This window comes from Cellulosimicrobium arenosum, from assembly GCF_014837295.1.
Lineage (GTDB): Bacteria > Actinomycetota > Actinomycetes > Actinomycetales > Cellulomonadaceae > Cellulosimicrobium > Cellulosimicrobium arenosum.
In genome coordinates this window covers 231812-253102 of the sequence record NZ_JACYHB010000005.1, presented here as the reverse complement: position 1 = coordinate 253102, position 21291 = coordinate 231812, and the positions used below count along the sequence as shown (strand labels likewise).

The window sequence follows — 21291 nt, the reverse complement described above, 5'->3', positions numbered from 1 at the left end:
CCGGTGGGTGCCCCCGTCGTCGCCGGCCTCGAGGACCTCGCCGATGCCGGTCGCACGCTCGTCATGGGCGTGGTGAACGTCACGCCCGACTCGTTCTCCGACGGCGGGGAGTGGTACGAGCCCCGGGCCGCGCACCAGCACGCCCACGACCTGCTCGCCCAGGGAGCCGACATCCTCGACGTCGGCGGTGAGTCGACCCGTCCTGGTGCGGGGCGCGTACCCGTCGAGGTCGAGCTCGACCGTGTCCTGCCCCTCGTGTGGGCGCTCGCCGAGGAGGGCGCCGTCGTGAGCGTCGACACGACCCGGGCCGTCGTCGCCGAACGCGCCGTCGCGGCCGGGGCCCGGCTGGTCAACGACGTGTCGGGGGGGCTCGCCGACCCGGACATGGCCGGCGTCGTCGCGGGCACCGGCGTCGCCTACGTGTGCATGCACTGGCGGGGGCACGCCGACGTGATGGACTCCCTCGAGGACTACGACGACGTCGTGACCGACGTCCGCGCCGAGCTGGCGGACCGGGTCACGGCGCTCCGGTCGGCGGGCGTGCGGCGCGAGCAGATCGTGCTCGACCCGGGCCTGGGGTTCGCGAAGGCCGGGACGGCGAACTGGCCGTTGCTCGCCCGGCTGGGGGAGCTGGAGGCGCTGGGGCTCCCGGTGCTCGTCGGCGCCTCGCGCAAGCGATTCCTCGGGCACCTGCTCGCAGGTGCCGACGGCGCACCCGTCCCGCCGCGCGAGCGCGACGACGCGACGGCCGCGGTGAGCGCCCTGGCGGCTGCCGCCGGGGCGTGGGGCGTGCGTGTGCACAGCGCGCGCGCGTCCGCCGACGCGGTCCGTGTCGCCGCTGCCTGGGCCGGGTCGTCGGGGTGATCTGCGGAGGGGACTCGACCGGGTCCGACGGGGGACTCGACGCGACGCGTCGCGACCTAGCAGGATGGGGTGAACATGTCGGTCCGGGCTCGCCCCGGCACGACGACCGACAGCGCAGCAGGACGGAGTTGGACGTGACCACAGCGTTCGCAGGGGCGGTACTCGACGCCGAGGGGCGGCCGTTCGACCGGATCCGCCTCACCGGTCTCCGGGCGACGGGGCACCACGGCGTGTACGCACAGGAGAAGGTCGACGGTCAGCTCTTCAGCGCCGACGTCGTGCTGCACCTGGACACGCGCGCCGCCGCGCGCGGCGACGATCTCGCGGACACGGTCAGCTACGCGGGTGTCGCGGACGACGTGGTGGCCGTGCTCGGCGGGTCGCCCGCCGATCTCGTGGAGACGGTGGCGGAGCGGATCGCCGCGGCCATCCTCACCCACGACGCGGTCGTGGCCGTCGACGTCGCGGTCCACAAGCCGCAGGCGCCGTTGACCGTGCCCTTCGACGACGTCGAGGTGGTGATCCGCCGCGACCGCGTCGTCGTACCGGTCGTCGCGGCGCCCGTGGCGGCGGCACCCGTGGCCCCGATCCCGGTGGGCTCGGTCGCGCCCGCGCTCATCCACGGCGTGGAGCGCACGACGCCCCCGGCAACGCCGGAGCCCGAGCCGGCGCTCGCACCCAGTCCTGCCGTGATGCCTCCGAGCATCCCGCCCTCGACCGGCGCCGCACCCGATCCGCACGCGACCGACGCGCGGCCGACGCACGACGCGCCGAGGGCCCACCCCGACCCGCTCGCTGCGGACGCCCGTCCGGTGCACGACGTCGGCGCGCCCGGTCCGCACGGGCACGCCGCACAGGACGCCGGGACCACCGCGCCACCGGCTCCTCCCGTCCCGGCGCCTCCTGTCCCGCCCGTCGACGACCACGAGACCCGCGCACCGGTCACGGAGCCGACGTACCCGGCGGCGTTCGCGTCGACGGCCGAGGGCGACGTCGTCCAGGCGGAGGACGACGAACCGCCGACGGCCCACGAGGAGCGCGACCCGGAGCCGCTCCACCCGGCCGACGCACACGTCCCGGCGGAGGCTCCCTACGCCGGCGAGGCTGCCGGACCGGCGGTCACGCCCGAACCCACCGGGGCGCCCACGGCGTCGGAGGTGGACCAGGACCTCGCCACCGGCCCGGCGGACGGGGAGCCCGTGGTCGTCGTCGACCCGACCGGGGAGCCGGGCGTCCCGACACCTCCGACCTCGGCCGCCCCGGGTGCCCCGGGTGCCGCGGAGCCGGCGCGGCCCACGGACCGCATGGACGACGTTCCCGCCGGTTTCGTCGACGTCGTGCTCGCGCTGGGCGCGAACCTGGGCGAGCCGCAGCAGACGCTGCGGCAGGCCGTCACCGACCTGGACCGGATCTCCGGCCTCGAGATCACCGAGGTGTCGCCGCTCGCGCGCACCGAGGCCGTCGGTGGCCCGGAGCAACCTGACTTCCTCAACGCCGTCCTGCTCGCGCGCACGCGGCTGTCCGCGCGCGACCTGCTGCACGCGTGCCAGGCCGTCGAGCACGCGCACGGCCGCGAGCGCACGGCACGGTGGAACCCGCGCACGCTCGACGTGGACCTGATCGTCTACGGGACGCTCACCGACGTCGCCGACGACCTGGAGCTGCCGCACCCGCGCGCCCACGCCCGCGCGTTCGTGCTCGAGCCCTGGTCGCAGATCGACCCGGACGCGATGCTCCCGGGCCTCGGGGGAGGTCCGGTGGCGGCGCTCGCGGCGACCGCTCCCGACCGTGGCGGCATCCGCTGGCTGGCGCTCGACTGGTTGACCGAGCCGACCCCGTACCCCACGGGCGCGGTCCCTGCGGTGGCGGACTCCTCCGACCCGAGCGGTGGACCGGACGCCTACGCCGCTACCGGCTCGACGCCTGCGCCCGGGCCGGCACCCGCGCCCGCACCCGCACCCGGTCCGGTGCCGCCACCGGACGCGGTGTCGGGACCCGCGCCGCGCCTCACGACGCCGGTCTTCGCTCCTCCGCCCACGTCGGCACCGGAGGCGGCCCCAGCACCCCGAGCGCCTCGAGCAGCCCAGTCACCCCAGTCACCCCCAGCACCCCCAGCACCGGAGGCGCCCGAGGCGCCCGAGGCCCTGGAGGGTCTGATCCGCGGCGTGCCGTTCGCGCCCGTCCGCACGGGCCCGTCGGCACCCGGTCCGCTGGCGGACCCCGAGATCCAGCGCCCCGCCCAGACCGTGTCGCGCCCCGTCTTCGACCCGGTGTCCTCCCACCCGGGTGACCAGCAACGCTGATGAGAAGGACGTCCGGCTGGAACCTGCTGCTCGTCGTCGTCGCGACCGCGACAGCGGCGTGGCTCGTCGTCCGCGGCCTCGAGGGACGAGGCGTCCACCTGCCGCAGGTCCCGTGGATCGTGGACGTCGCGCTCCTGGCGCTCGCCGGCGTCGTGCTCTGGTCCGGCTGGACGGTGCGCTCGTACCAGCAGGGCAAACGGCCCTCGCTCGACGCGATCCGGGCGGCACGGACGTTCGTGCTGGCCAAGGCCGCCTCGCTGACGGGCGCGCTGCTCGTCGGGTGGTACGGGGCCCAGGTGCTCGTCGTCCTGCCCGATCTCGCGATCGAGCCCCGTCGTGACCGTGCGGTGGCGGCGGGCATCGCCGTCCTGTGCGCGGTCGTGCTCAGCGTCGCCGGGCTGGTCGCGGAACGCTTCTGTCAGCTCCCGCCGAGCGACGGGGAGGGTGGGCGGACCCGGGACGGCGCCCGCGGCGGAGAGGAACCAGGGTCCCCCGAGGCGGGCACCCCGGCATGAATGGAACAATCGGGCCATGAGCGAGCACCCGGCGTCGTCCGCCATGCCCTCGGGACCCTTCGACCCGGCAGGGATCGTCTGGTCGCGCGTGTCCCCACGGCTCGCGACGGCGCGACTGCTGTCGGCGGGCATCGCCCTGGCCGTCGTCGTCGTCGTGGCGGGAGTCCTGCTCGTGGTCGTCGACCACTGGTGGCCGTGGGTCCTGGTCGCTCTCGTCGTGATCGACGCCGTCTGGACCGCGGTCGTCGTGCCGCGACAGGTCCGCGCGATCGGGTACGCCGAGCGCGACGACGACCTCCTCATCCGCAAGGGGATCCTGTTCCGGACCCTGGTCGTCGTGCCCTACGGGCGGATGCAGTACGTCGACGTCCAGGCCGGGCCGCTGGCGCGCCGGATGCGCATCGCGCAGATCCAGCTGCACACGGCGTCGGCCTCGACCGACGCGACGATCGACGGGCTCGAGCCGGCCGAGGCCGAACGGCTGCGCGACCGGCTCGCGTCGCGCGGCGAGGCACGGCTGGCGGGCCTGTGAGCGACGCCGACGACGCGACCCTCGAGTGGCGGCGCGTCCACCCGGTGACCCCGCTGGTGCGCGGCTGGACCGTGATCGCGGTCCTGCTGGTGGTCGTGGGCCAGCGCACGCTCGACGGTCTGCCCGCGGGACAGAACCTGCTCGAGGGGGACCGCTGGTGGCAGATCCTCCTCGGCATCCTGGCGGTGGGCCTCGTCGGTCTGGGCTTCTCGGCGCTCGCATGGCGCATGACGACCTATGCGATCGACGACGAGACGGTGCACCTGCGCTCGGGTGTGCTGTTCCGCCAGCAGCGTCGCGCCCGCCTCGACCGGCTGCAGGCCGTGGACGTCGTCCAGCCGCTGCTCGCCCGCTTCTTCGGCCTCGCCGAGCTGCGGCTCGAGGTGGCCGGCGGCGCGGACTCCGGGGTGAAGCTGGGCTTCCTCAAGGAGTCCGAGGCCGCCTCGCTGCGCGCCGAGCTGCTCGCCCGGGCCGCGGGCCTGAAGAACGCGGCCCGGGGTGCGGCCGGCGTCGCGGACGCCGAGCAGGTCGAGCCCGGCGACGCGTCGCCCGTCGGGACCGACACGGCGGACCGGCGGGTCGCGACAGATCTCGGTGTCGCGGTGGAGGCTCCGGAACAGCCGGTCACCCAGGTGCTGCCGGGCCGGCTGATCGGGTCGCTCGTGCTGTCGGGGGCGACCGTCGGGCTCGTGCTGGGTGTCCTCGCCATCGCCGGCGTCATCATCGGGACCCGCCAGGTCGGCGTGCTGTTCAGCGCGCTGCCCGCGGTCCTCGGGTTCGGCGGCTTCCTGTTCCAGCGGTTCGCGAGCTCGTACGGGTTCCGGTCGGCCATCTCTCCCGACGGCATCCGGTTGCGTCACGGTCTGCTCGAGACCCGGTCCCAGACGATCCCGCCCGGACGCGTGCAGGCGGTGCGGCTGCGCCAGAGCCCGTTCTGGCGGCGCGCCGGCTGGTGGCGCGTCGACGTCAACGTCGCCGGATACGGCCTGTCGAGCGGGGCCGAGTCGACGAGCGTGCTGCTGCCCGTCGGCACGCGCGACGAGGCGCTCGCCGCGCTCTGGCTCGTCCTGCCGGACCTCGGTGTCCCGGACGCACGTGCGGTCCTCGACGAGGCGCTGTCCGGTGCCGGCGAGGGCGCGCACTTCGTCACCAGCCCGCGCCGGGTGCGGGTCCTCGACCCGCTCGCGTGGCGGCGCAACGGGTTCGTCGTGAGCCCGCGCGCGCTGCTCCTGCGCAGCGGTCGCCTGTACCGGACGCTCGTCGTCGTCCCCCACGAGCGCACGCAGTCGCTCGGTCTCGAGCAGGGCCCGCTCCAGCGTCGGCTCCGGGTCGCGACCTTCGCGGTCCACTCGACCCCGGGACCCGTCACGCCGAAGGCCGCCCACCTGGACGACGCCGTCGTCGCAGACCTCCTCGCCACGCAGGCCGCGCGGGCCCACGACGCCCGCGCCCACGCAGGTCCCGAGCTGTGGATGCGGCGCGACGAGGTTCCGCGCGGCGTACCGGTCGTCGAGGACGCGACGTGACGGCCGCAGGGGGCCCGGGCACCCGCCCGGGACGACTCGGGGTGGGCGTCGTGGGGTCCGGCCGGGTCGGCGCGGTCCTCGGGAGCGCGCTGCGCGCCACGGGTCACGCCGTGGTGGGCGCGAGCGGCATCTCGGAGGCGTCGCGCGATCGCGCCGCCGCGCTGCTGCCGGGCGTCCCGGTGCTCGAGGTGCCGGACGTGGTGGAGCGCTCCGAGCTCGCGCTCCTCGCCGTGCCCGACGACGTGCTGCCCGGCCTGGTCCGCGGGCTCGCCGACGTCGGGGCGTGGCAGCCTGGCCAGATCGTCGTGCACACCTCGGGCCGGTACGGGGCGGGGGTCCTCGACCCGGCCCGCGCGGCCGGGGCCATACCGCTCGCGATCCACCCGGCGATGACCTTCACGGGGACGTCGCTCGACCTGTCCCGGCTCGAGGGGACCACGTTCGCGGTGACGGGCCCGGCGCCGGTCCTGCCGATCGGTCAGGCTCTGGTCGTCGAGGTGGGCGGAGAGCCCGTCGTGGTCGCGGAGGAGTCGCGCGGGCTCTACCACGCGGCGCTCGCGCACGGCGCGAACCACCTCGTCGTGCTCGTCGCGCAGGCGGCGCAGGCGCTCGAGGCGGCGGGCGTCGAGCGACCGGGTCGCGTCCTCGCCCCGTTGCTCGGTGCCGCCCTCGACGGAGCGACGCGTGCGGCGGACAAGGGCGCCGAGGGCGGCCCCGGCGCGATCAGCGCGCTCACCGGGCCGGTCTCCCGGGGCGACGTCGGGACCGTCGTCGAGCACCTGACGGCGCTGGGAGCGCTCGCGGCCACGGACGCCGACGCGGCGGACACCCCGCCGTCGTACCGCTCCCTCGCGCGCGGGGCCGCGCGTCGCGCCCGCTCGGCCGGGCGGATCGACGAGGTCGCCGAGCGCCGTGTCCGCGCGGCGCTCGACGCGCGCGACGAGGAGGGCGGCACGGCATGAGCACGGACAGCACGGACAGCACGGCCAGCACGGCCAGCACGGCCAGCACGGCCAGCACGGCCAGCACGCCCAGCACTGACCACGCGAGCGGGTCCGGACGGCCCGACGAACCGCGCGTCGTCACGACGCGGGACCAGCTGCGGGCGGCGTTGGGCGCGACCCGCAGGACCCGGCGCGTCGTCGTGATGACCATGGGCGCTCTGCACGCCGGGCACCTCGAGCTCGTGCGCCGCGCGCGGACGGAGGCGGGCGAGGACGGCCAGGTCGTGGTGACGATCTTCGTCAACCCGCTGCAGTTCGGACCGGGCGAGGACCTTGCGAGGTACCCGCGCGACCTCGAGGGGGATCTCGCGCTGCTCTCCGTGGGAGGTGCCGACGCGCGCGTCGACCTGGTCTTCGCCCCGAGCACCGAGGAGATGTATCCGGACCTGGGACGCGACCCGGCCGGCGAGGGACCGATCGTGCGGGTCACGTCCGGGCGGACCGGCACGGTGCTCGAGGGCGCGTCGCGGCCCGGGCACTTCGACGGCGTCCTCACCGTCGTCCTCAAGCTCGTGCACCTCACCGCCCCCGACGCCGCGGTGTTCGGCGCGAAGGACGCCCAGCAGCTCCTCGCGGTCCGGCGCATGGTGGCCGACCTCGACGTGCCGGTCGAGATCGTCGCCGTGCCGACCGTCCGCGAGCAGGACGGGCTGGCGCGCTCCTCGCGCAACGCGTACCTGACGCCCGCGGAGCGCGAGCAGGCGCTCGCGCTGCACCGCGGCCTGAGCGCCGGCGCCGACGCGGCGCTCGCGGGTGCGGGGGCGGACGGCGTCCTCGCGGCCGCGCGGGGAATCCTCGAGGGGGCGCGCGACGTTGACGTCGATTACCTGGTGCTCGTCGATCCGGCTACCGTGGTGGACCTGGCGCCCGGCGCCGTCGGTCCGGGCCTCCTCCTCGTGGCCGCGCGCGTGGGCACCACCCGACTGATCGACAACGTGACCGTGCAGCTCGCGCCCGCGACCCGGGCGGGAGGGACCGCGACGGCACCAGGAGGTACAGCGTGAACGTGCACAGCACGGCCGATGCGCCGCGTCGGCCCGCCTCGTTGCAGCGCCCCATGATGATCGGCAAGATCCACCGGGCGACCGTGACGCAGGCCGACCTGCACTACGTCGGTTCCATCACCGTCGACGCGGACCTTCTCGACGCCGCCGACCTCTACCCCGGTCAGCAGGTCGACGTCGTCGACGTGACCAACGGAGCCCGCCTGTCGACGTACGTCATCCCGGGCGAGCGCGGGGCCGGGCAGGTGTGCATCAACGGCGCCGCGGCCCACCTGGTGAACCCCGGGGACGTCGTCATCCTCATCGCCTACGGCATGCTGTCCGACGCCGACGCGCGGTCCTACCTGCCGAACGTCGTCTTCGTGGACGAGCAGAACCGCGTCGTCGAGCTGTCCGACGAACCCGGGCTGGCACCCGAGGGCCACGGGCTGGAGGCGAGCGGGATCCCGTTCGCAGCCTTCCGCGACGAGCGCCGCGAGCCCGCGGCGCACGTCGGGTGAGCACGACCGGCCCGAGGCTCGCGCGTCGCCTCGCCGCCCCTGCTGCGGGCTGGACGGCGACCGCCGACGTCGTCGTCGTGGGGACCGGGATCGCGGGACTGACCGCGGCGCTCGAGCTGCGCACCCGCGTACCGCGCGTGCTGCTCGTCACCAAGGGCGAGCTCTCGTCGGGCTCCACCGTCTGGGCGCAGGGCGGCATCGCGGCCGCGCTCGACCCGGAGGACTCGCCCGCCGCGCACCTCGCGGACACGCTCGTCGCGGGCGGCGGCGTGTGCGACCCCACGGCGGTCGAGGTCCTCGTGACCGAGGGGCCCGCGCGCGTGCACGAGCTGGTCTCGCGTGGCGCCCACTTCGACCTCGCCGCGAACGGCGACATCGCGCTCACGCGCGAGGGCGGGCACCACGCCGACAGGATCGTGCACGCAGGCGGCGACGCGACCGGGGCGGAGATCTCGCGCGCGCTGGTCGCGCAGCTCGAGGCCGTGCGGGACGACCCGGGCATCGAGGTGATCGAGAACGCGCTCGTGCTCGACGTCCTCACCACGGACGGCGCCCGCGGCGCCCCTCGCGCGTGCGGCGTCACGCTGCACGTGCGCGGTGAGGGCACGCGCGACGGCGTCGGGGCGGCGCTCGGGCGCGCGGTCGTGCTCGCGACCGGGGGCGTGGGTCAGGTCTTCCGCTCGACCACGAACCCCCCGCAGGCGACCGGCGACGGGATCGCGGCCGCCCTGCGCGCGGGTGCAGCGCTCGGCGACCTGGAGTTCGTCCAGTTCCACCCCACGGTGCTGTGGCTGGGTGGCGGCGCAAAGGGCCAGCTCCCGCTGATCTCGGAGGCGGTGCGCGGCGAGGGCGCGGTCCTGCTCGACACGGACGGCTACCGGTTCATGCCCGCGCAGCACGCGATGGCCGAGCTCGCCCCGCGCGACGTCGTCGCGCACGCGATCGTGCGGCAGATGGCGGCGACAGGAGCCGAGAACGTGCTGCTGGACGCGCGTCACCTCGGCGCGGACTTCCTGCGCCGACGGTTCCCGACCATCACGGAGCGCCTGGCCACCGCGGGGATCGACTGGACCGAGGAGCCCGTGCCCGTCGCACCGGCCCAGCACTACCACTCGGGCGGCGTGGTGACCGACCTGCACGGGCGGTCGTCGCTCGACGGCCTGTACGCGGTCGGAGAGGTGGCCTGCACGGGCGTGCACGGCGCGAACCGGCTCGCGTCGAACTCCCTGCTGGAGGGCCTCGTGTTCGCGCACCGCGCGGCGCGCGAGATCACCGAGCGCGTGGCGGCCGGCGACCTCGTCGTCGGTGAACCCGTCGACCGGGCGGGGAGGTCCGCGCTCGTGGCCGCCGCCGCCCGGTCCCGCGTGCAGTCGATCGCGTCCGAGGGGCCGGGGGTGATCCGCGACGCCGAGGGCCTGGCCCGCGCGACCCGTCGTCTGGCGGCGACCCGCACCGACGCGCACGAGGCCAGCGACGTCGTCGCGCAGCCGCAGGCCGCGGAGTGGGAGACGACCAGCATCCACCAGGTGGCGACGGTCCTGACCGCCGCAGCCACCGAGCGGACCGAGAGCCGTGGGGGCCACTTCCGCACCGACTTCCCGGTCCGCGACCCCGCGTGGGAGCGTCGCGTGGTCGTCTCCCTCGACGACGACGGCGTGCTGTCGACGCGCTGATCCGCTGGGCGGCAGCGGCTACGGTGTGGACCGTGAGCACCCCCGCCCGCCCTGGTACGAACCCCGGGCCCGACGCCGTCCCGCCGTCCTTCTCCCACCCCGCGCCCTCGCGCGTGGTCCCCGGCCTGGACCCCGCCTGGGTCGCCGAGACCGTCGCGCGCGCGCTCGACGAGGACCTCGGCGCCGCGCCGGGTCGCGACGTGACCACCCAGGCGACGGTCCCGCCGTCGGGCACGGGGACCGCGCACCTCGTGGCCCGCGCGGTCGGGGTCGTCGCGGGTCTCGTCGTGGTCGAGGAGGTGACGCGTCAGGTCGCCGAGCGGCTCGACCTCCCGGCCGCGCACGTGCGGTTCGTCGCGGCCGACGGGGACGACGTCGGGCCCGGTCGCGTCCTGGCCGAGCTGACCGGGCCGGTCCAGGTCCTGCTCGTGGCCGAACGCACGCTGCTCAACCTCGCGAGCCGGGCGTCCGGCGTCGCGACGGCGACGCGGGCGTGGGCGCGCGAGCTCGATGGCACCGGCGCGCTCGTCCTGGACACCCGCAAGACGACACCCGGCCTGCGCGCGCTCGAGAAGTACGCCGTCCGGGCGGGCGGTGGCACGAACAAGCGCATGGGCCTGTACGACGTCGCGATGGTCAAGGACAACCACGTGGTCGCGGCCGGTTCCGTGAGCGCCGCGATCGGTGCGATCCGCAGCACCTTTCCCGACGTGCTCGTCCAGGTCGAGGCCGACACGACCGACCAGGCGCTCGAGGCGTTGACCGCGGGTGCCGACTTCCTGCTGCTCGACAACATGCCGACCCCGGTCCTCGCCGCCACCGTCGCCGCGGTCCGGGCTCGGGAGGGTCGGGACGGTGTGCCCGCGAAGGTCGAGATCGAGGCGACGGGCAACCTCACGCTCGACCGCGCGCGCGAGGTCGCCGGCACCGGTGTGGACTACCTGTCCGTGGGGGCGCTCACGCACTCGGCCCCGATCCTCGACCTCGCGCTCGACCTGCAGCCCGCCGACCCGGCCGACCGGGCACCGGCGCATCGGTAGAATCCTCGGGTGACATCCCCCGCCGAGAACTTCGCACCTGCCGAGCCGGAGCCCGTGGACGACCTGCCGGAGCAGATCCAGGTCCGCAAGGAGAAGCGCGAGCGCATCCTCGCGCGCGGTGAGCAGGCGTACCCGGTCTCGGTGCCCCGCACCCATACGATCGCTGCTGTCCGCGCCGCCTACGGGCACCTCGAGGCGGGCGAGGAGACGCAGGACGAGGTCGGGGTCGCCGGTCGTGTCGTCTACCTCCGCAACACCGGCAGGCTCTGCTTCGTCACGCTGCAGGACGGCGAGGGCAACCGGCTCCAGGTCATGCTGAGCCAGGCCGCCGTCGGGGCGGACTCGCTCACCGACTTCAAGGCCGACGTCGACCTCGGTGACCACCTCTTCGCGCACGGCAGGGTGATCAGCTCGCGACGGGGTGAGCTCAGCATCTTCGCCGACTCGTGGCAGATCGCCGCCAAGGCGCTGCGGCCGCTGCCCGTGCTGCACAAGGAGCTGTCGGAGGAGTCGCGCGTCCGGCAGCGGTACGTCGACCTGATCGCGCGCCCGGCGGCCCGGGACACGGCGCGCTTGCGCGCGGCCGTGGTGCGCTCGATCCGGGAGAACTTCTGGGCACGCGACTTCGTCGAGATCGAGACACCGATGCTGCAGACGCGGCCGGAAGGTGCGGCCGCGCGTCAGTTCGAGACGCACATGAATGCGTTCGACATCGACCTGTTCCTGCGCATCGCACCCGAGCTGTTCCTCAAGCGTGCGGCGGTCGGCGGCGTCGAGAAGGTCTTCGAGATCAACCGCAACTTCCGCAATGAAGGCGTGGACTCCACGCACTCGCCGGAATTCGCGATGCTCGAGGCGTACGAGGCGTACGGCGATTACGACACGATGGCGGCGCTCACGCAGGACCTCGTGCAGCGCGCCGCGCAGGACGCGCTCGGCACCACGCTCGTCACGCTCGCCGACGGTACCGAGTACGACCTCGGCGGTGAATGGACGCAGCTGAGGATGTACGACTCGTTGTCGCACGCTCTCGGTGCGGAGATCACTCCCGACACGACGGTCGAGCAGCTCTCCTCCGTCGCCGACCGTCTCGAGCTCGGCCTCGACCCGAAGAACGTCAACCACGGAAAGCTCGTCGAGGGATTGTGGGAGCACCTCGTCGGTGACCACCTCGTGGCGCCGACGTTCGTGCGGGACTTCCCGGTCGAGACCTCGCCGCTCACGCGCGACCACCGCACGGTGCGCGGGCAGGTCGAGAAGTGGGACCTCTACGTGCGCGGCGTGGAGCTCGCGACGGCATACTCGGAGCTCGTCGACCCGGTGGTCCAGCGCCGGCGCTTCGAGGCGCAGGCGCTGCTCGCGGCGGCGGGCGACGACGAGGCGATGCGCATCGACGACGACTTCCTCACGGCGATGGAGTATGCGATGCCGCCGTCGGGGGGAATGGGCATGGGGATCGACAGGTTGCTCATGGCGCTGACCGGGCTCGGGATCCGGGAGACGATCCTGTTCCCGCTCGTGAAGCCGCAGCAGGGCTGACAGGCGGAGGAAGAGGAGACATGGACAATCTCGGAGCTGCACTGGGTGCGCTCGTCCCGTCGATCGGGGTGGGGCTGTTGTTCTGGTTGGCGATGCGCGCCATCGTCCGTGCCGACCGCAACGAGCGCGCCGCGCTCGCGCGGCTCGACGCCCAGGAGGCCGCCGCGAGCGGCATCGCGGAGAATTCCGGCCCGACCACCTCCGGGCACGCCTGACAGGGGCGAATTAGCCGTCGGCATTCTGTGAACTGGACGATGATTCTGTGAAAGGTGCGGTGCGTCAATTGACCTGGGCGTTCTGTGGTGCGATGCTGGTTTCTTCAACGGTTTCCTAGTGAAGCGTGAGGTAGCACACGTGGCCCAGAAAGTGCAGGTACTTCTTGTCGACGACGTCGATGGCGGCGCCGCGGACGAGACGGTGACTTTCGCCCTCGACGGCATCTCGTACGAGGTCGATCTCAGCACGAAGAATGCCCAGGCACTGCGCGACGCGTTCGCGCCCTGGGTCGGTTCCGGCCGCAAGGTCTCCTCGCGCGGCTCGGCTCGGCCCGCGCGTCGTGGCCGCTCCGGCGGTAGCGGGCGTGCGACCGAGGTGCGCGAGTGGGCTCGCGCGAACGGCCACACGGTCAACGACCGCGGCCGCATCTCGCAGGAGATCCAGGCGGCATACGACGCCGCGCACTGAGCGCACCGTCCACGAGGGGCGCCGCGGACCGTCACGACGGTCGGCGGCGCCCCTCGTCGTGCTCGACGGGGGAGCGGTGCCCCGGCGAACTAGGCTCGGGGCATGACCACAGCGACACGCACCCTCTGGATCGGCACGTACCCGCACGCCGGGGTGCCGGGGCCGGAGGGGATCTGGCGCGTCGCGGTCGACGCCGCCGGCGCGTCGTTCCGCGGCACAGAGCTCGTCGCGCCGTCGCCGGCCCCGTCCTTCCTCGCGCTCGCCGACCACGTGCTGTACGCCGTGGGCGAGGCGGAGGAGGGCACGGTCGGCGTGTTCGGCACCGACGCGGACGGGGCCGTGCGCCCGCTCGGCCCTGCGGTCGCGACCGGCGGCTCGTTCCCGTGCCACGTCGTCGCGACCCCGGGGAGCGTCCTCGTCGCCAACTACGGGTCCGGATCGCTGTCCGTCGTCACCACCGGCGAGGACGGCACGTTCTCCGGTCCGGTGCGCGTCCAGCCCCACGTCGGCTCGGGCCCCGACCCGGACCGGCAGGAGGGTCCGCACGCCCACTTCGTCGCGACACCGGAGCGCGACCGGGGGCACGTGCTCGTCGCCGACCTCGGTGCGGACGCGCTGCTCCGCCACGACCCGGCAGCACCCGACGGCGCGGCGCCGAGCGTCGCCGCGACCTTCCCGCCCGGGACCGGCCCCCGGCACGTCGTCGAGCTCGGCGACGGCCACCTGGTCGTCGTCGCCGAGCTCGACCCCGCGCTCTTCGTGCTCGCGCCGACGGGCGGCGGCACGTACGACGTCCGCGCGCGGTACGACGTCACCTCCGCGGTGGCGGTCGACGGCGGGCGCAGCCTCCCGTCGCACGTCGCGCTCGCCGGGTCGGGCTCACGCGTGGTCGTGGCGGTGCGCGGGGCGGACGTGCTCGCCGTGCACGCGGTGGAGCCCGGACCCGACGGCGTGCCCACCCTGCGCCACCTCGCCGACACGCCGACCGGCGGAGCCTGGCCGCGCCACTTCGCGGTCCTCCGCCCCGGACCGTCGACGGGGCCCGACGCCACCGCGCCCGGTCACGACCTCGTCGTCGTCGCGAACCAGAACGACGTCGCGGGGGACCTGCCCGTCGCGGACGCCCAGGGCCCGACGTCGACCCTCGCCCTGCTGCGGGTCGACCTCGAGACCGGCGCGGGCGAGCTCGCGGACACCGTGACGATCCCGGCGCCGGCCTGCGTCGTGGAAGCCTGACCCGGTGACCACCGCGCACGAGCGCGCGCCGCGGGTCGCCATGCTCTCCGTCCACACCTCGCCGCTCGACCAGCCGGGCACCGGTGACGCGGGGGGCATGAACGTCTACGTCACGGAGCTGTCGCGCGCGCTCGCCCGGCAGGGCGCGCGCGTCGAGATCTTCACGCGCGCGACGTCGTCCGCGCAGCCGCCGTGCGTCGAGGTGGCGCCCGGGGTGACGGTCCGGCACGTGACCGCGGGACCGTTCGAGGGCCTGGACAAGAACGACCTGCCCGGGCAGCTGTGCGCGTTCACCGCGGGTGTCCTGCGGGCGGAGGCGCACCGCGCGGCCGGGTGGTACGACGTCGTGCACACGCACTACTGGCTGTCCGGGCAGGTGGGGTGGCTCGCCGCGGACCGGTGGGACGTGCCGCTCGTGCACACCATGCACACGCTCGCGCACGTCAAGAACGCCTCCCTCGCACCGGGCGACGCCCCCGAGCCGCTGGGCCGGATCATCGGCGAGGAGCAGGTCGTCGCCGAGTCCGACGCGCTCGTCGCGAGCACGCCCGACGAGGCCGACGACCTCGTGCGCGACTACGCGGCGGACCCCGCGCGGGTGCACGTCGTGCCGCCGGGCGTCGATCTCGAGCTGTTCTCGCCCCCGCCGGGCTCGGCCGCCACGGACCCGTCCGGAACCGACGCGGCCCGGCGGGCGCTGCGCGCGGAGCTGGGGCTGCCCGTCGAGGGTCGGCTCGTCCTCTTCGCGGGCAGGGTCCAGCTGCTCAAGGCTCCCGACGTCCTCGTCCGTGCGCTGGGCGTCCTCGCGGGCCGCGGCTCCCAGGTCCCCACGCTCGTGGTGCTCGGTGGTCCCAGCGGACGCCCGACGACGGTGCGCGAGCTCGAGGCGCTCGCGCACCAGGAGGGCGTGAGCGACCGGGTGATCGTGCGACCGCCCGTCCGTCGGGACGAGCTCGCGCGCTACTACCGCGCTGCGGACGTCGTCGCCGTCCCTTCGCACAACGAGACGTTCGGCCTCGTCGCGGCGGAGGCGCAGGCATCCGGGACTCCCGTCGTGGCCGCCGCCGTCGGGGGCCTGCGGACGGTCGTGACCGACGACGTCTCCGGCGTCCTCGTCCCGGACCACGACCCGGCGACGTGGGCGCGCGCGCTCGGGGACCTGCTGGCCGACGACGCGCGGCGCGCCCGCCTCGGCGCCGGGGCACGGCGCGCCGGCGAGCGCTACGGGTGGGACGACGCGGCGACCAGGATGCTCGACGTGTACGCCGCCGCGGCGAAGGTGCGCGCCGCGCGCTGACGCCGGCGATCAGGAGCTGCGGTCAGGCGCGCACGGGTTCGAGGACGAACAGCGGGATCTCGCGCGACGTGCGCTCCTGATAGTCCGTGTACGGCGGGTAGGCGGCGACGGAGCGCTCCCACCAGACGTCCTTCTCCGCACCGGTGACCTCGCGCGCGGTGTACTCCCGCACCTCCGGCCCGTCCTGGAGCTCGACACGCGGGTTCGCGACGACGTTGTGGTACCAGACGGGATGCTTCGGGGCTCCGCCCAGCGACGCCACGACGGCGTAGGTGCCCTCGTGCTCGACGCGCATGAGGGGCGTCTTGCGGACCTTGCCGCTGCGCGCCCCGATCGTCGTGAGGACGACGACGGGGCGCCCGTTCAGCGTCGTGCCGCGCGTGCCTCCCGACGACTCGTACTGCTCCACCTGGGTGGCGGCGCGCTCGCTCGGGCTGGGGACGTACTCTCCGGTGATCGGCATACGCGTGCCAACGCGCGCCGGGCAGCGATGATTCCGACGTCGCGCGCACGACGGCCAGGAGGTGGGACGCACGTGCCCCGTCCCGGCCCGGTACGGCAGGATGGACCCATGACCTACACCCTCGTGCTGCTCCGCCACGGCGAGAGCGAATGGAACGCCAAGAACCTCTTCACCGGCTGGGTGGACGTGTACCTCTCGGAGAAGGGCACCGCCGAGGCGAAGCGCGGCGGGACGCTGCTGACCGACGCGGGGATCGCCCCCGACGTCGTGCACACCTCGCTCCTGCGGCGCGCCATCACGACGGCGAACCTCGCCCTCGACGCCGCCGACCGGCACTGGATCCCCGTCAAGCGGTCGTGGCGCCTGAACGAGCGCCACTACGGCGCGCTGCAGGGCAAGGACAAGAAGCAGACGCTCGCGGAGTTCGGCGAGGAGCAGTTCATGCTCTGGCGCCGCTCGTACGACACGCCGCCGCCGGAGATCGAGCTCGGCTCCGAGTTCTCCCAGGACACGGACCCGCGTTACGCGGACGCGCCCGTGGTGCGGACCGAGTGCCTCAAGGACGTGCTCGAGCGCGCGCTGCCGTACTGGGACGGGGAGATCGTCCCGGACCTGAAGGCGGACAAGACCGTCCTCGTCGCGGCGCACGGCAACTCGCTGCGCGCGCTCGTCAAGCACCTCGACGGGATCTCCGACGCGGACATCGCCGGGCTCAACATCCCCACGGGCATCCCGCTGCTCTACGAGCTCGACGAGGACCTCAGGCCCCTCACCCCGGGTGGGTGCTACCTCGACCCCGAGGCCGCTGCCGAGGCCGTCGCCGCGGTCGCGAACCAGGGGCGCTGACCACACCCGCGCCCGTCCCCGGGCGCACGAACGGCCCGCCGGGTCCTCCCGGCGGGCCGTTCCGCTGTCTGCGCCCGGCAGGCTACGCGGTCGCGCCGGCCGTACCCGAGGGGACGGCACGGTCGTCGGCGAAGTCGCCCGTGACGAGGTAGGTCACGCGCTTGGCGATCGAGACGCCGTGGTCACCGAACCGCTCGTAGTAGCGCGCCACCAGCGTCACGTCGACCGTCTCCTGCGTCGTCGCCGACCACGTGCCGTCGAGCATCGCCACGAACGTGTCCTGGTGCAGGTGGTCGAGCAGGTCGTCGTCGCGCTCGATGTTCGACGCGACCGTGAGGTCGCGCGTCGTCAGGAGCGTCGTCGTGCGCCGCGCCACGCGCACCGCGGCATCGCTCATCTGCTCGAACGTCCGGTGCAGCGACGGCTCGATCGCGTGCGACGGGTAGCGACCTCGTGCGACCTGCGCGATGTGCCGCGCCAGGTCGCCCATCCGTTCGAGCGTCGCACTCATGCGCAGCGCGCTCACCACCACCCGCAGGTCCGTGGCCACCGGCGCCTGCTGCGCCAGCAGGTACACGCAGCGCTCGTCGAGCTCGTTCTCGAGCGCGTCGATGGTGTGGTCCGCCGCGATGACCTGCTGCGCGAGCTGCAGGTCTGCGGTCAGCAGGGCCTGCCCGGCCTTGCCCACTGCCGTTTCCACCAGCCGGCTCATCTCGGCGAGGTCGTCACCGACCTGCTTGAGCTCGGCCTCGAAGATCTCCCGCATCGCTTCCCTCTCGTCGTGGCCGGACGGCCCTCTTCCCGGCACGTCATGCGGCTCGCGCCAGCGTCGCACCGTCGACCGACGGCACGGTGAACACGAGGGCGCCGTCAGGTGAACACTTGGGCGAGCGGACCGCGATCGGCGCCGAACGGCGGGGAGCGCCCGTCGGCGACCGTACGCTGGTGCTGTGGATCTCGAAGGTCTGACCGGGGGCTTCGCCGTGCTGGTCGCGGGTATCGCCGGCGTCGTCGTCGGTGTCGTCGCCGCGGTCGCGTTCCGTGTGAGCGAGCGGCAACGCCGGTCCGCGCCCCCGACGCCACCGCCCGTCCTCGACGAGGGGCTCGTCCGCGTCCTCGCCGTCCTGCGGTCGGCGGCGGTCGTGCTGGACGACGACGGCGACGTCGTGCGCGCGAGCCCGCCGGCGTACGCGCTGGGGGTCGTCCGGGGCGACACGATCGCCCACGCCGCCGTCCGGGAGATGATCGAGGACGTCCGTCGCGACGGTGTCATCCGCGACGAGGAGCTCGACCTCCCCCGTGGGCCCGTCGGTCGGGGGCGGGTCATGCTGCAGGTCCGGGTCGCCCAGGTCGGACCCGGCCACCTGCTCGTCCTCGCCGAGGACCGGACCGAGGCGCGCCGCGTCGAGGCCATCCGACGGGACTTCGTCGTCAACGTCTCGCACGAGCTCAAGACCCCGGTCGGTGCGCTCGCGCTCCTCGCGGAGACGGTGCAGGACGCCGCGGACGACCCGGTCGCGGTCCGACGCTTCGCCGCTCGCATGCAGTCCGAGGCGACCCGCCTGTCCGCGCTCGTGCAGGAGATCATCGAGCTCTCCCGCCTGCAGGTCGCCGGCGCGCTGAAGAAGGTCACGGTCGTCCCGGTCCGCGAGGTCGTGGAGGAGGCCGTCGACCGCGCCCGCACGCGCGCGCAGGGCAAGGGCGTGACGCTCACCACGGGGGGCGACCTCGACGCCACGGTGTACGGCGACCACAACCTGCTCGTCACCGCGGTGCGCAACCTCGTCGACAACGCCGTGGCCTACTCGGGCGAGAACACGCGCGTCGGCCTGGGCGTGACCCGGACGGACGAGCTCGTGGAGATCGCGGTGGTCGACCAGGGGATCGGCATCGCCGTCGACGCGCAGGAGCGGGTCTTCGAGCGGTTCTACCGGGTCGACCCGGCACGCTCGCGCGACACCGGCGGGACCGGGCTGGGCCTGAGCATCGTCAAGCACGTCGCTGCCGACCACGGCGGCGACGTCACCATGTGGTCGGAGCCGGGCCGGGGCTCGACCTTCACGCTGCGCATCCCGGCGGCGGGCCCGACGGCGAGGCCGGACCCCGGCGGCGCGGGTCCCGCGTCGCCGGGGCAGACGCACGACGCGAACGGCCGGCACGGCACGGACGACGAGGGCGGCCCGACCGGGCGCGCCCCGCACGAGGGGCCACGGGCCCGGGACGAGGAGGTGGGCGCGTGACGCGCATCCTGGTGGTCGAGGACGAGGAGTCGTACCGCGACCCGCTGGCGTACCAGCTGCGGCGCGAGGGCTTCGACGTGGTGGAGGCGGCGACGGGCACGGAGGCCCTCACGGCGTACGACGGCGGCGGTGCGGACCTCGTGCTGCTGGACCTCATGCTGCCCGGGCTCAGCGGCACCGAGGTGTGCCGCGAGCTGCGGCAACGCGGTGACGTACCCGTCATCATGCTCACCGCCAAGGACTCCGAGATCGACAAGGTGGTGGGGCTCGAGCTCGGTGCGGACGACTACGTCACGAAGCCGTACTCGTTCCGCGAGCTGCTGGCACGCGTGCGCGCCGTGCTGCGGCGCAAGGGCGCGGAGAGCGGTGGCGATCCGGTCGAGGACCCGACGCTCGAGGTCGGTCCCGTGCGCATGGACGTCGAGCGGCACACCGTGTCCGTCGGCGGCGACGTCGTGCCGTTCCCGCTCAAGGAGTTCGAGCTGCTCGAGCTGCTGCTGCGCAACGAGGGGCGCGTCCTGACCCGCGGGCAGCTCATCGACCGCGTGTGGGGCGCGGACTACGTGGGGGACACGAAGACGCTCGACGTCCACGTCAAGCGCATCCGGTCCAAGATCGAGCCGGAGCCCGCGAGCCCGCGCTACCTCCTGACGGTCCGGGGCCTGGGCTACAAGATCGCCGACGGCTCTCCGTAGGCCCGGCGGCCGGTCGGCCACCGTCCACGGCGCCACAGAAGGTCTGTGCACTGTTCATCCGTCGTTCATCCGTACTCGGCGCACGCGTCACCCGGCGCTCTTAGCGTCGGAGTTGTCACCGGCGCTCGCTGGTGCGACTCGACGCTTGAACAGGATGGAACGAAGAGTGAAGCTCAGCCGATTCTCACGTGCTGGATCCACCGTCGTCATCGGTGCGCTCGCCCTGACTCTCGCCGCGTGCGGGTCCGACGATCCGGTCGGCGACGCCGGCGGTGACTCGGGCACCGAGAGCTCGACCGACGCCGCGACCGACCTGAGCGGTGAGCTCAGCGGCGCCGGCGCGAGCTCGCAGGAGTCTGCGATGGAGGCTTGGCGCGCCGGGTTCCAGAGCACCAACCCTGACGTCACCGTCAACTACGACCCGGTCGGTTCCGGCGGTGGCCGGACCCAGTTCCTCGCGGGAGGCACGGGCTGGGCGGGCTCGGACGCCGCGCTCGACGACGAGGAGCTCACGAAGTCGCAGGAGGTCTGCGGCCCTGACGGCGCGATCGACCTGCCCGTCTACGTGAGCCCGATCGCGATCATCTACAACCTGCCCGACCTGCCCGAGGTCAACCTGGCTCCCGAGACGCTCGCGGGCATCTTCAACGGCGACATCACCACGTGGGACGCGGACGAGATCGCGGCCGACAACCCCGACGCCGACCTGCCGAGCACGGCGATCACGCCGGTGCACCGCTCGGACGAGTCCGGTACGACCGAGAACTTCACGGACTACCTCGCCGCCACGGCGGGCGACGCGTGGGGGCACGAGGCGAGCGGCGACTGGCCGACCCAGGGCGGTGAGTCCGCGCAGGGCACCTCCGGCGTCGTGCAGACCGTCCAGGCGGGCGAGGGCACGATCGGCTACGCCGACGCCTCGAAGGCCGGCGAGCTGGGCACCGCGAGCATCAAGGTCGGTGAGGAGTGGGTGGCCTACTCGCCCGAGGCCGCGGCCGAGGTCGTGGACGCGTCGCCACGGGTCGAGGGCCGTGGCGAGCACGACATCGCGGTCGAGCTGGACCGCAAGACCGTCGAGTCGGGTGCCTACCCGCTCGTGCTCGTGTCGTACGCCATCGCCTGCTCGAACTACGAGGACGAGGCGACCGGCGAGCTGGTCAAGGCCTTCCTGACCTACATCTCGAGCGACGAGGGCCAGCAGGCGTCCGCGTCGGCCGCGGGCAGCGCCCCGATCTCCGAGGACCTGCGCACGGACGTGCACGCCGCGATCGAGGCGATCACGGTCGGCGCGGCCGGCTGACCGGCTGAGCGCAGCGACACCGTGGGGGCG

General features: G+C 74.2%; 21 protein-coding genes. 19 read left to right on the top strand and 2 right to left on the bottom strand.

Features of this window, described 5'->3' with window-relative positions; all coding sequences use genetic code 11:
* The first annotated feature begins 63 nt into the window (after nucleotides 1–63).
* The 15 genes from folP to mshA all read left to right on the top strand — a co-directional run bounded on the left by folP (nucleotide 64) and on the right by mshA (nucleotide 15717).
* The gene (gene folP, locus IF651_RS08675) at nucleotides 64–864 is read left to right on the top strand and encodes a dihydropteroate synthase (RefSeq protein ID WP_191828732.1); all 801 of its coding nucleotides are present in this window, start codon (nucleotides 64–66) and stop codon (nucleotides 862–864) included.
* Between the two features lie 134 nt (nucleotides 865–998).
* On the top strand, nucleotides 999–3167 hold the full coding sequence (gene folK, locus IF651_RS08665; protein WP_338403853.1) for a 2-amino-4-hydroxy-6-hydroxymethyldihydropteridine diphosphokinase: 2169 nt from the start codon (nucleotides 999–1001) through the stop codon (nucleotides 3165–3167).
* Entirely contained in the window at nucleotides 3167–3682 is a 516-nt protein-coding gene (locus IF651_RS08660; RefSeq protein ID WP_191828696.1) for a DUF3180 domain-containing protein, read from the top strand. Before folK ends, IF651_RS08660 begins: the two co-directional genes overlap by 1 nt.
* Nucleotides 3683–3698: 16 nt before the next feature.
* Nucleotides 3699–4214, top strand: coding sequence for a PH domain-containing protein (locus IF651_RS08655; RefSeq protein WP_191828695.1), 516 nt, complete (start codon nucleotides 3699–3701; stop codon nucleotides 4212–4214).
* Nucleotides 4211–5740, top strand: coding sequence for a PH domain-containing protein (locus tag IF651_RS08650; protein WP_191828694.1), 1530 nt, complete (start codon nucleotides 4211–4213; stop codon nucleotides 5738–5740). Before IF651_RS08655 ends, IF651_RS08650 begins: the two co-directional genes overlap by 4 nt.
* Nucleotides 5737–6702, top strand: coding sequence for a DUF2520 domain-containing protein (locus IF651_RS08645; RefSeq protein ID WP_191828693.1), 966 nt, complete (start codon nucleotides 5737–5739; stop codon nucleotides 6700–6702). The genes IF651_RS08650 and IF651_RS08645 overlap by 4 nt, the downstream gene beginning before the upstream one ends.
* On the top strand, nucleotides 6699–7748 hold the full coding sequence (gene panC, locus IF651_RS08640; RefSeq protein ID WP_191828692.1) for a pantoate--beta-alanine ligase: 1050 nt from the start codon (nucleotides 6699–6701) through the stop codon (nucleotides 7746–7748). The genes IF651_RS08645 and panC overlap by 4 nt, the downstream gene beginning before the upstream one ends.
* 53 nt (nucleotides 7749–7801) lie before the next feature.
* Complete coding sequence (gene panD / locus IF651_RS08635) at nucleotides 7802–8248, top strand: aspartate 1-decarboxylase (protein WP_241744280.1); 447 nt, start codon at nucleotides 7802–7804, stop codon at nucleotides 8246–8248.
* Nucleotides 8245–9921 carry an L-aspartate oxidase gene (locus IF651_RS08630; protein WP_191828691.1) on the top strand — a complete coding sequence of 559 codons (1677 nt, stop codon included), beginning with the start codon at nucleotides 8245–8247 and terminating at the stop codon, nucleotides 9919–9921. The genes panD and IF651_RS08630 overlap by 4 nt, the downstream gene beginning before the upstream one ends.
* 113 nt (nucleotides 9922–10034) lie before the next feature.
* Nucleotides 10035–10961, top strand: coding sequence for a carboxylating nicotinate-nucleotide diphosphorylase (gene nadC / locus IF651_RS08625; protein WP_191828728.1), 927 nt, complete (start codon nucleotides 10035–10037; stop codon nucleotides 10959–10961).
* 9 nt (nucleotides 10962–10970) lie between these two features.
* On the top strand, nucleotides 10971–12500 hold the full coding sequence (lysS, locus tag IF651_RS08620; protein WP_191828690.1) for a lysine--tRNA ligase: 1530 nt from the start codon (nucleotides 10971–10973) through the stop codon (nucleotides 12498–12500).
* Between the two features lie 20 nt (nucleotides 12501–12520).
* A complete protein-coding gene (locus IF651_RS08615) occupies nucleotides 12521–12715 on the top strand; it encodes a hypothetical protein (protein WP_191828689.1) in 195 nt (64 codons plus the stop codon).
* A gap of 139 nt (nucleotides 12716–12854) precedes the next feature.
* Complete coding sequence (locus tag IF651_RS08610) at nucleotides 12855–13184, top strand: Lsr2 dimerization domain-containing protein (RefSeq protein ID WP_191828688.1); 330 nt, start codon at nucleotides 12855–12857, stop codon at nucleotides 13182–13184.
* Nucleotides 13185–13286: 102 nt separating this feature from the next.
* Entirely contained in the window at nucleotides 13287–14420 is a 1134-nt protein-coding gene (locus IF651_RS08605; RefSeq protein WP_191828687.1) for a lactonase family protein, read from the top strand.
* A 40-nt stretch (nucleotides 14421–14460) separates the two neighbouring features.
* Nucleotides 14461–15717: a D-inositol-3-phosphate glycosyltransferase gene (gene mshA / locus IF651_RS08600; RefSeq protein WP_191828727.1), complete on the top strand. Its 1257-nt coding sequence runs from the start codon at nucleotides 14461–14463 to the stop codon at nucleotides 15715–15717.
* 22 nt (nucleotides 15718–15739) lie between these two features.
* Here the strand turns inward: mshA and IF651_RS08595 are convergent, their stop codons facing one another.
* Nucleotides 15740–16180, bottom strand: a complete 441-nt coding sequence (locus IF651_RS08595; RefSeq protein ID WP_191828686.1) for a nitroreductase family deazaflavin-dependent oxidoreductase — start codon at nucleotides 16178–16180, stop codon at nucleotides 15740–15742.
* Between the two features lie 108 nt (nucleotides 16181–16288).
* Between IF651_RS08595 and IF651_RS08590 the strand changes: the two genes are divergently transcribed.
* Nucleotides 16289–17026: a phosphoglyceromutase gene (locus IF651_RS08590; protein WP_191828685.1), complete on the top strand. Its 738-nt coding sequence runs from the start codon at nucleotides 16289–16291 to the stop codon at nucleotides 17024–17026.
* 82 nt (nucleotides 17027–17108) lie between these two features.
* Here the strand turns inward: IF651_RS08590 and phoU are convergent, their stop codons facing one another.
* Nucleotides 17109–17792, bottom strand: a complete 684-nt coding sequence (phoU, locus tag IF651_RS08585) for a phosphate signaling complex protein PhoU (RefSeq protein ID WP_191828684.1) — start codon at nucleotides 17790–17792, stop codon at nucleotides 17109–17111.
* Between the two features lie 184 nt (nucleotides 17793–17976).
* On the opposite strand from phoU, the gene IF651_RS08580 reads away from it, so the two are divergent.
* From IF651_RS08580 to pstS, 3 genes are all read left to right on the top strand, one after another.
* Nucleotides 17977–19266, top strand: a complete 1290-nt coding sequence (locus IF651_RS08580) for an ATP-binding protein (RefSeq protein WP_191828683.1) — start codon at nucleotides 17977–17979, stop codon at nucleotides 19264–19266.
* The gene (locus IF651_RS08575; protein WP_191828682.1) at nucleotides 19263–19961 is read left to right on the top strand and encodes a response regulator; all 699 of its coding nucleotides are present in this window, start codon (nucleotides 19263–19265) and stop codon (nucleotides 19959–19961) included. Before IF651_RS08580 ends, IF651_RS08575 begins: the two co-directional genes overlap by 4 nt.
* 166 nt (nucleotides 19962–20127) lie before the next feature.
* Nucleotides 20128–21261, top strand: a complete 1134-nt coding sequence (pstS, locus tag IF651_RS08570) for a phosphate ABC transporter substrate-binding protein PstS (RefSeq protein WP_338403852.1) — start codon at nucleotides 20128–20130, stop codon at nucleotides 21259–21261.
* Nucleotides 21262–21291 lie beyond the last annotated feature (30 nt).

Coding starts and splice junctions, on each gene's coding strand:
- folP (WP_191828732.1), top strand. CDS start 64: ATGGGCGTGGTGAACGTCACGCCCGACTCGTTCTCCGACGGCGGGGAG.
- IF651_RS08660 (WP_191828696.1), top strand. CDS start 3,167: ATGAGAAGGACGTCCGGCTGGAACCTGCTGCTCGTCGTCGTCGCGACC.
- IF651_RS08655 (WP_191828695.1), top strand. CDS start 3,699: ATGAGCGAGCACCCGGCGTCGTCCGCCATGCCCTCGGGACCCTTCGAC.
- panC (WP_191828692.1), top strand. CDS start 6,699: ATGAGCACGGACAGCACGGACAGCACGGCCAGCACGGCCAGCACGGCC.
- panD (WP_241744280.1), top strand. CDS start 7,802: ATGATGATCGGCAAGATCCACCGGGCGACCGTGACGCAGGCCGACCTG.
- IF651_RS08615 (WP_191828689.1), top strand. CDS start 12,521: ATGGACAATCTCGGAGCTGCACTGGGTGCGCTCGTCCCGTCGATCGGG.
- IF651_RS08605 (WP_191828687.1), top strand. CDS start 13,287: ATGACCACAGCGACACGCACCCTCTGGATCGGCACGTACCCGCACGCC.
- mshA (WP_191828727.1), top strand. CDS start 14,461: ATGCTCTCCGTCCACACCTCGCCGCTCGACCAGCCGGGCACCGGTGAC.
- IF651_RS08595 (WP_191828686.1), bottom strand. CDS start 16,180: ATGCCGATCACCGGAGAGTACGTCCCCAGCCCGAGCGAGCGCGCCGCC.
- IF651_RS08590 (WP_191828685.1), top strand. CDS start 16,289: ATGACCTACACCCTCGTGCTGCTCCGCCACGGCGAGAGCGAATGGAAC.
- phoU (WP_191828684.1), bottom strand. CDS start 17,792: ATGCGGGAGATCTTCGAGGCCGAGCTCAAGCAGGTCGGTGACGACCTC.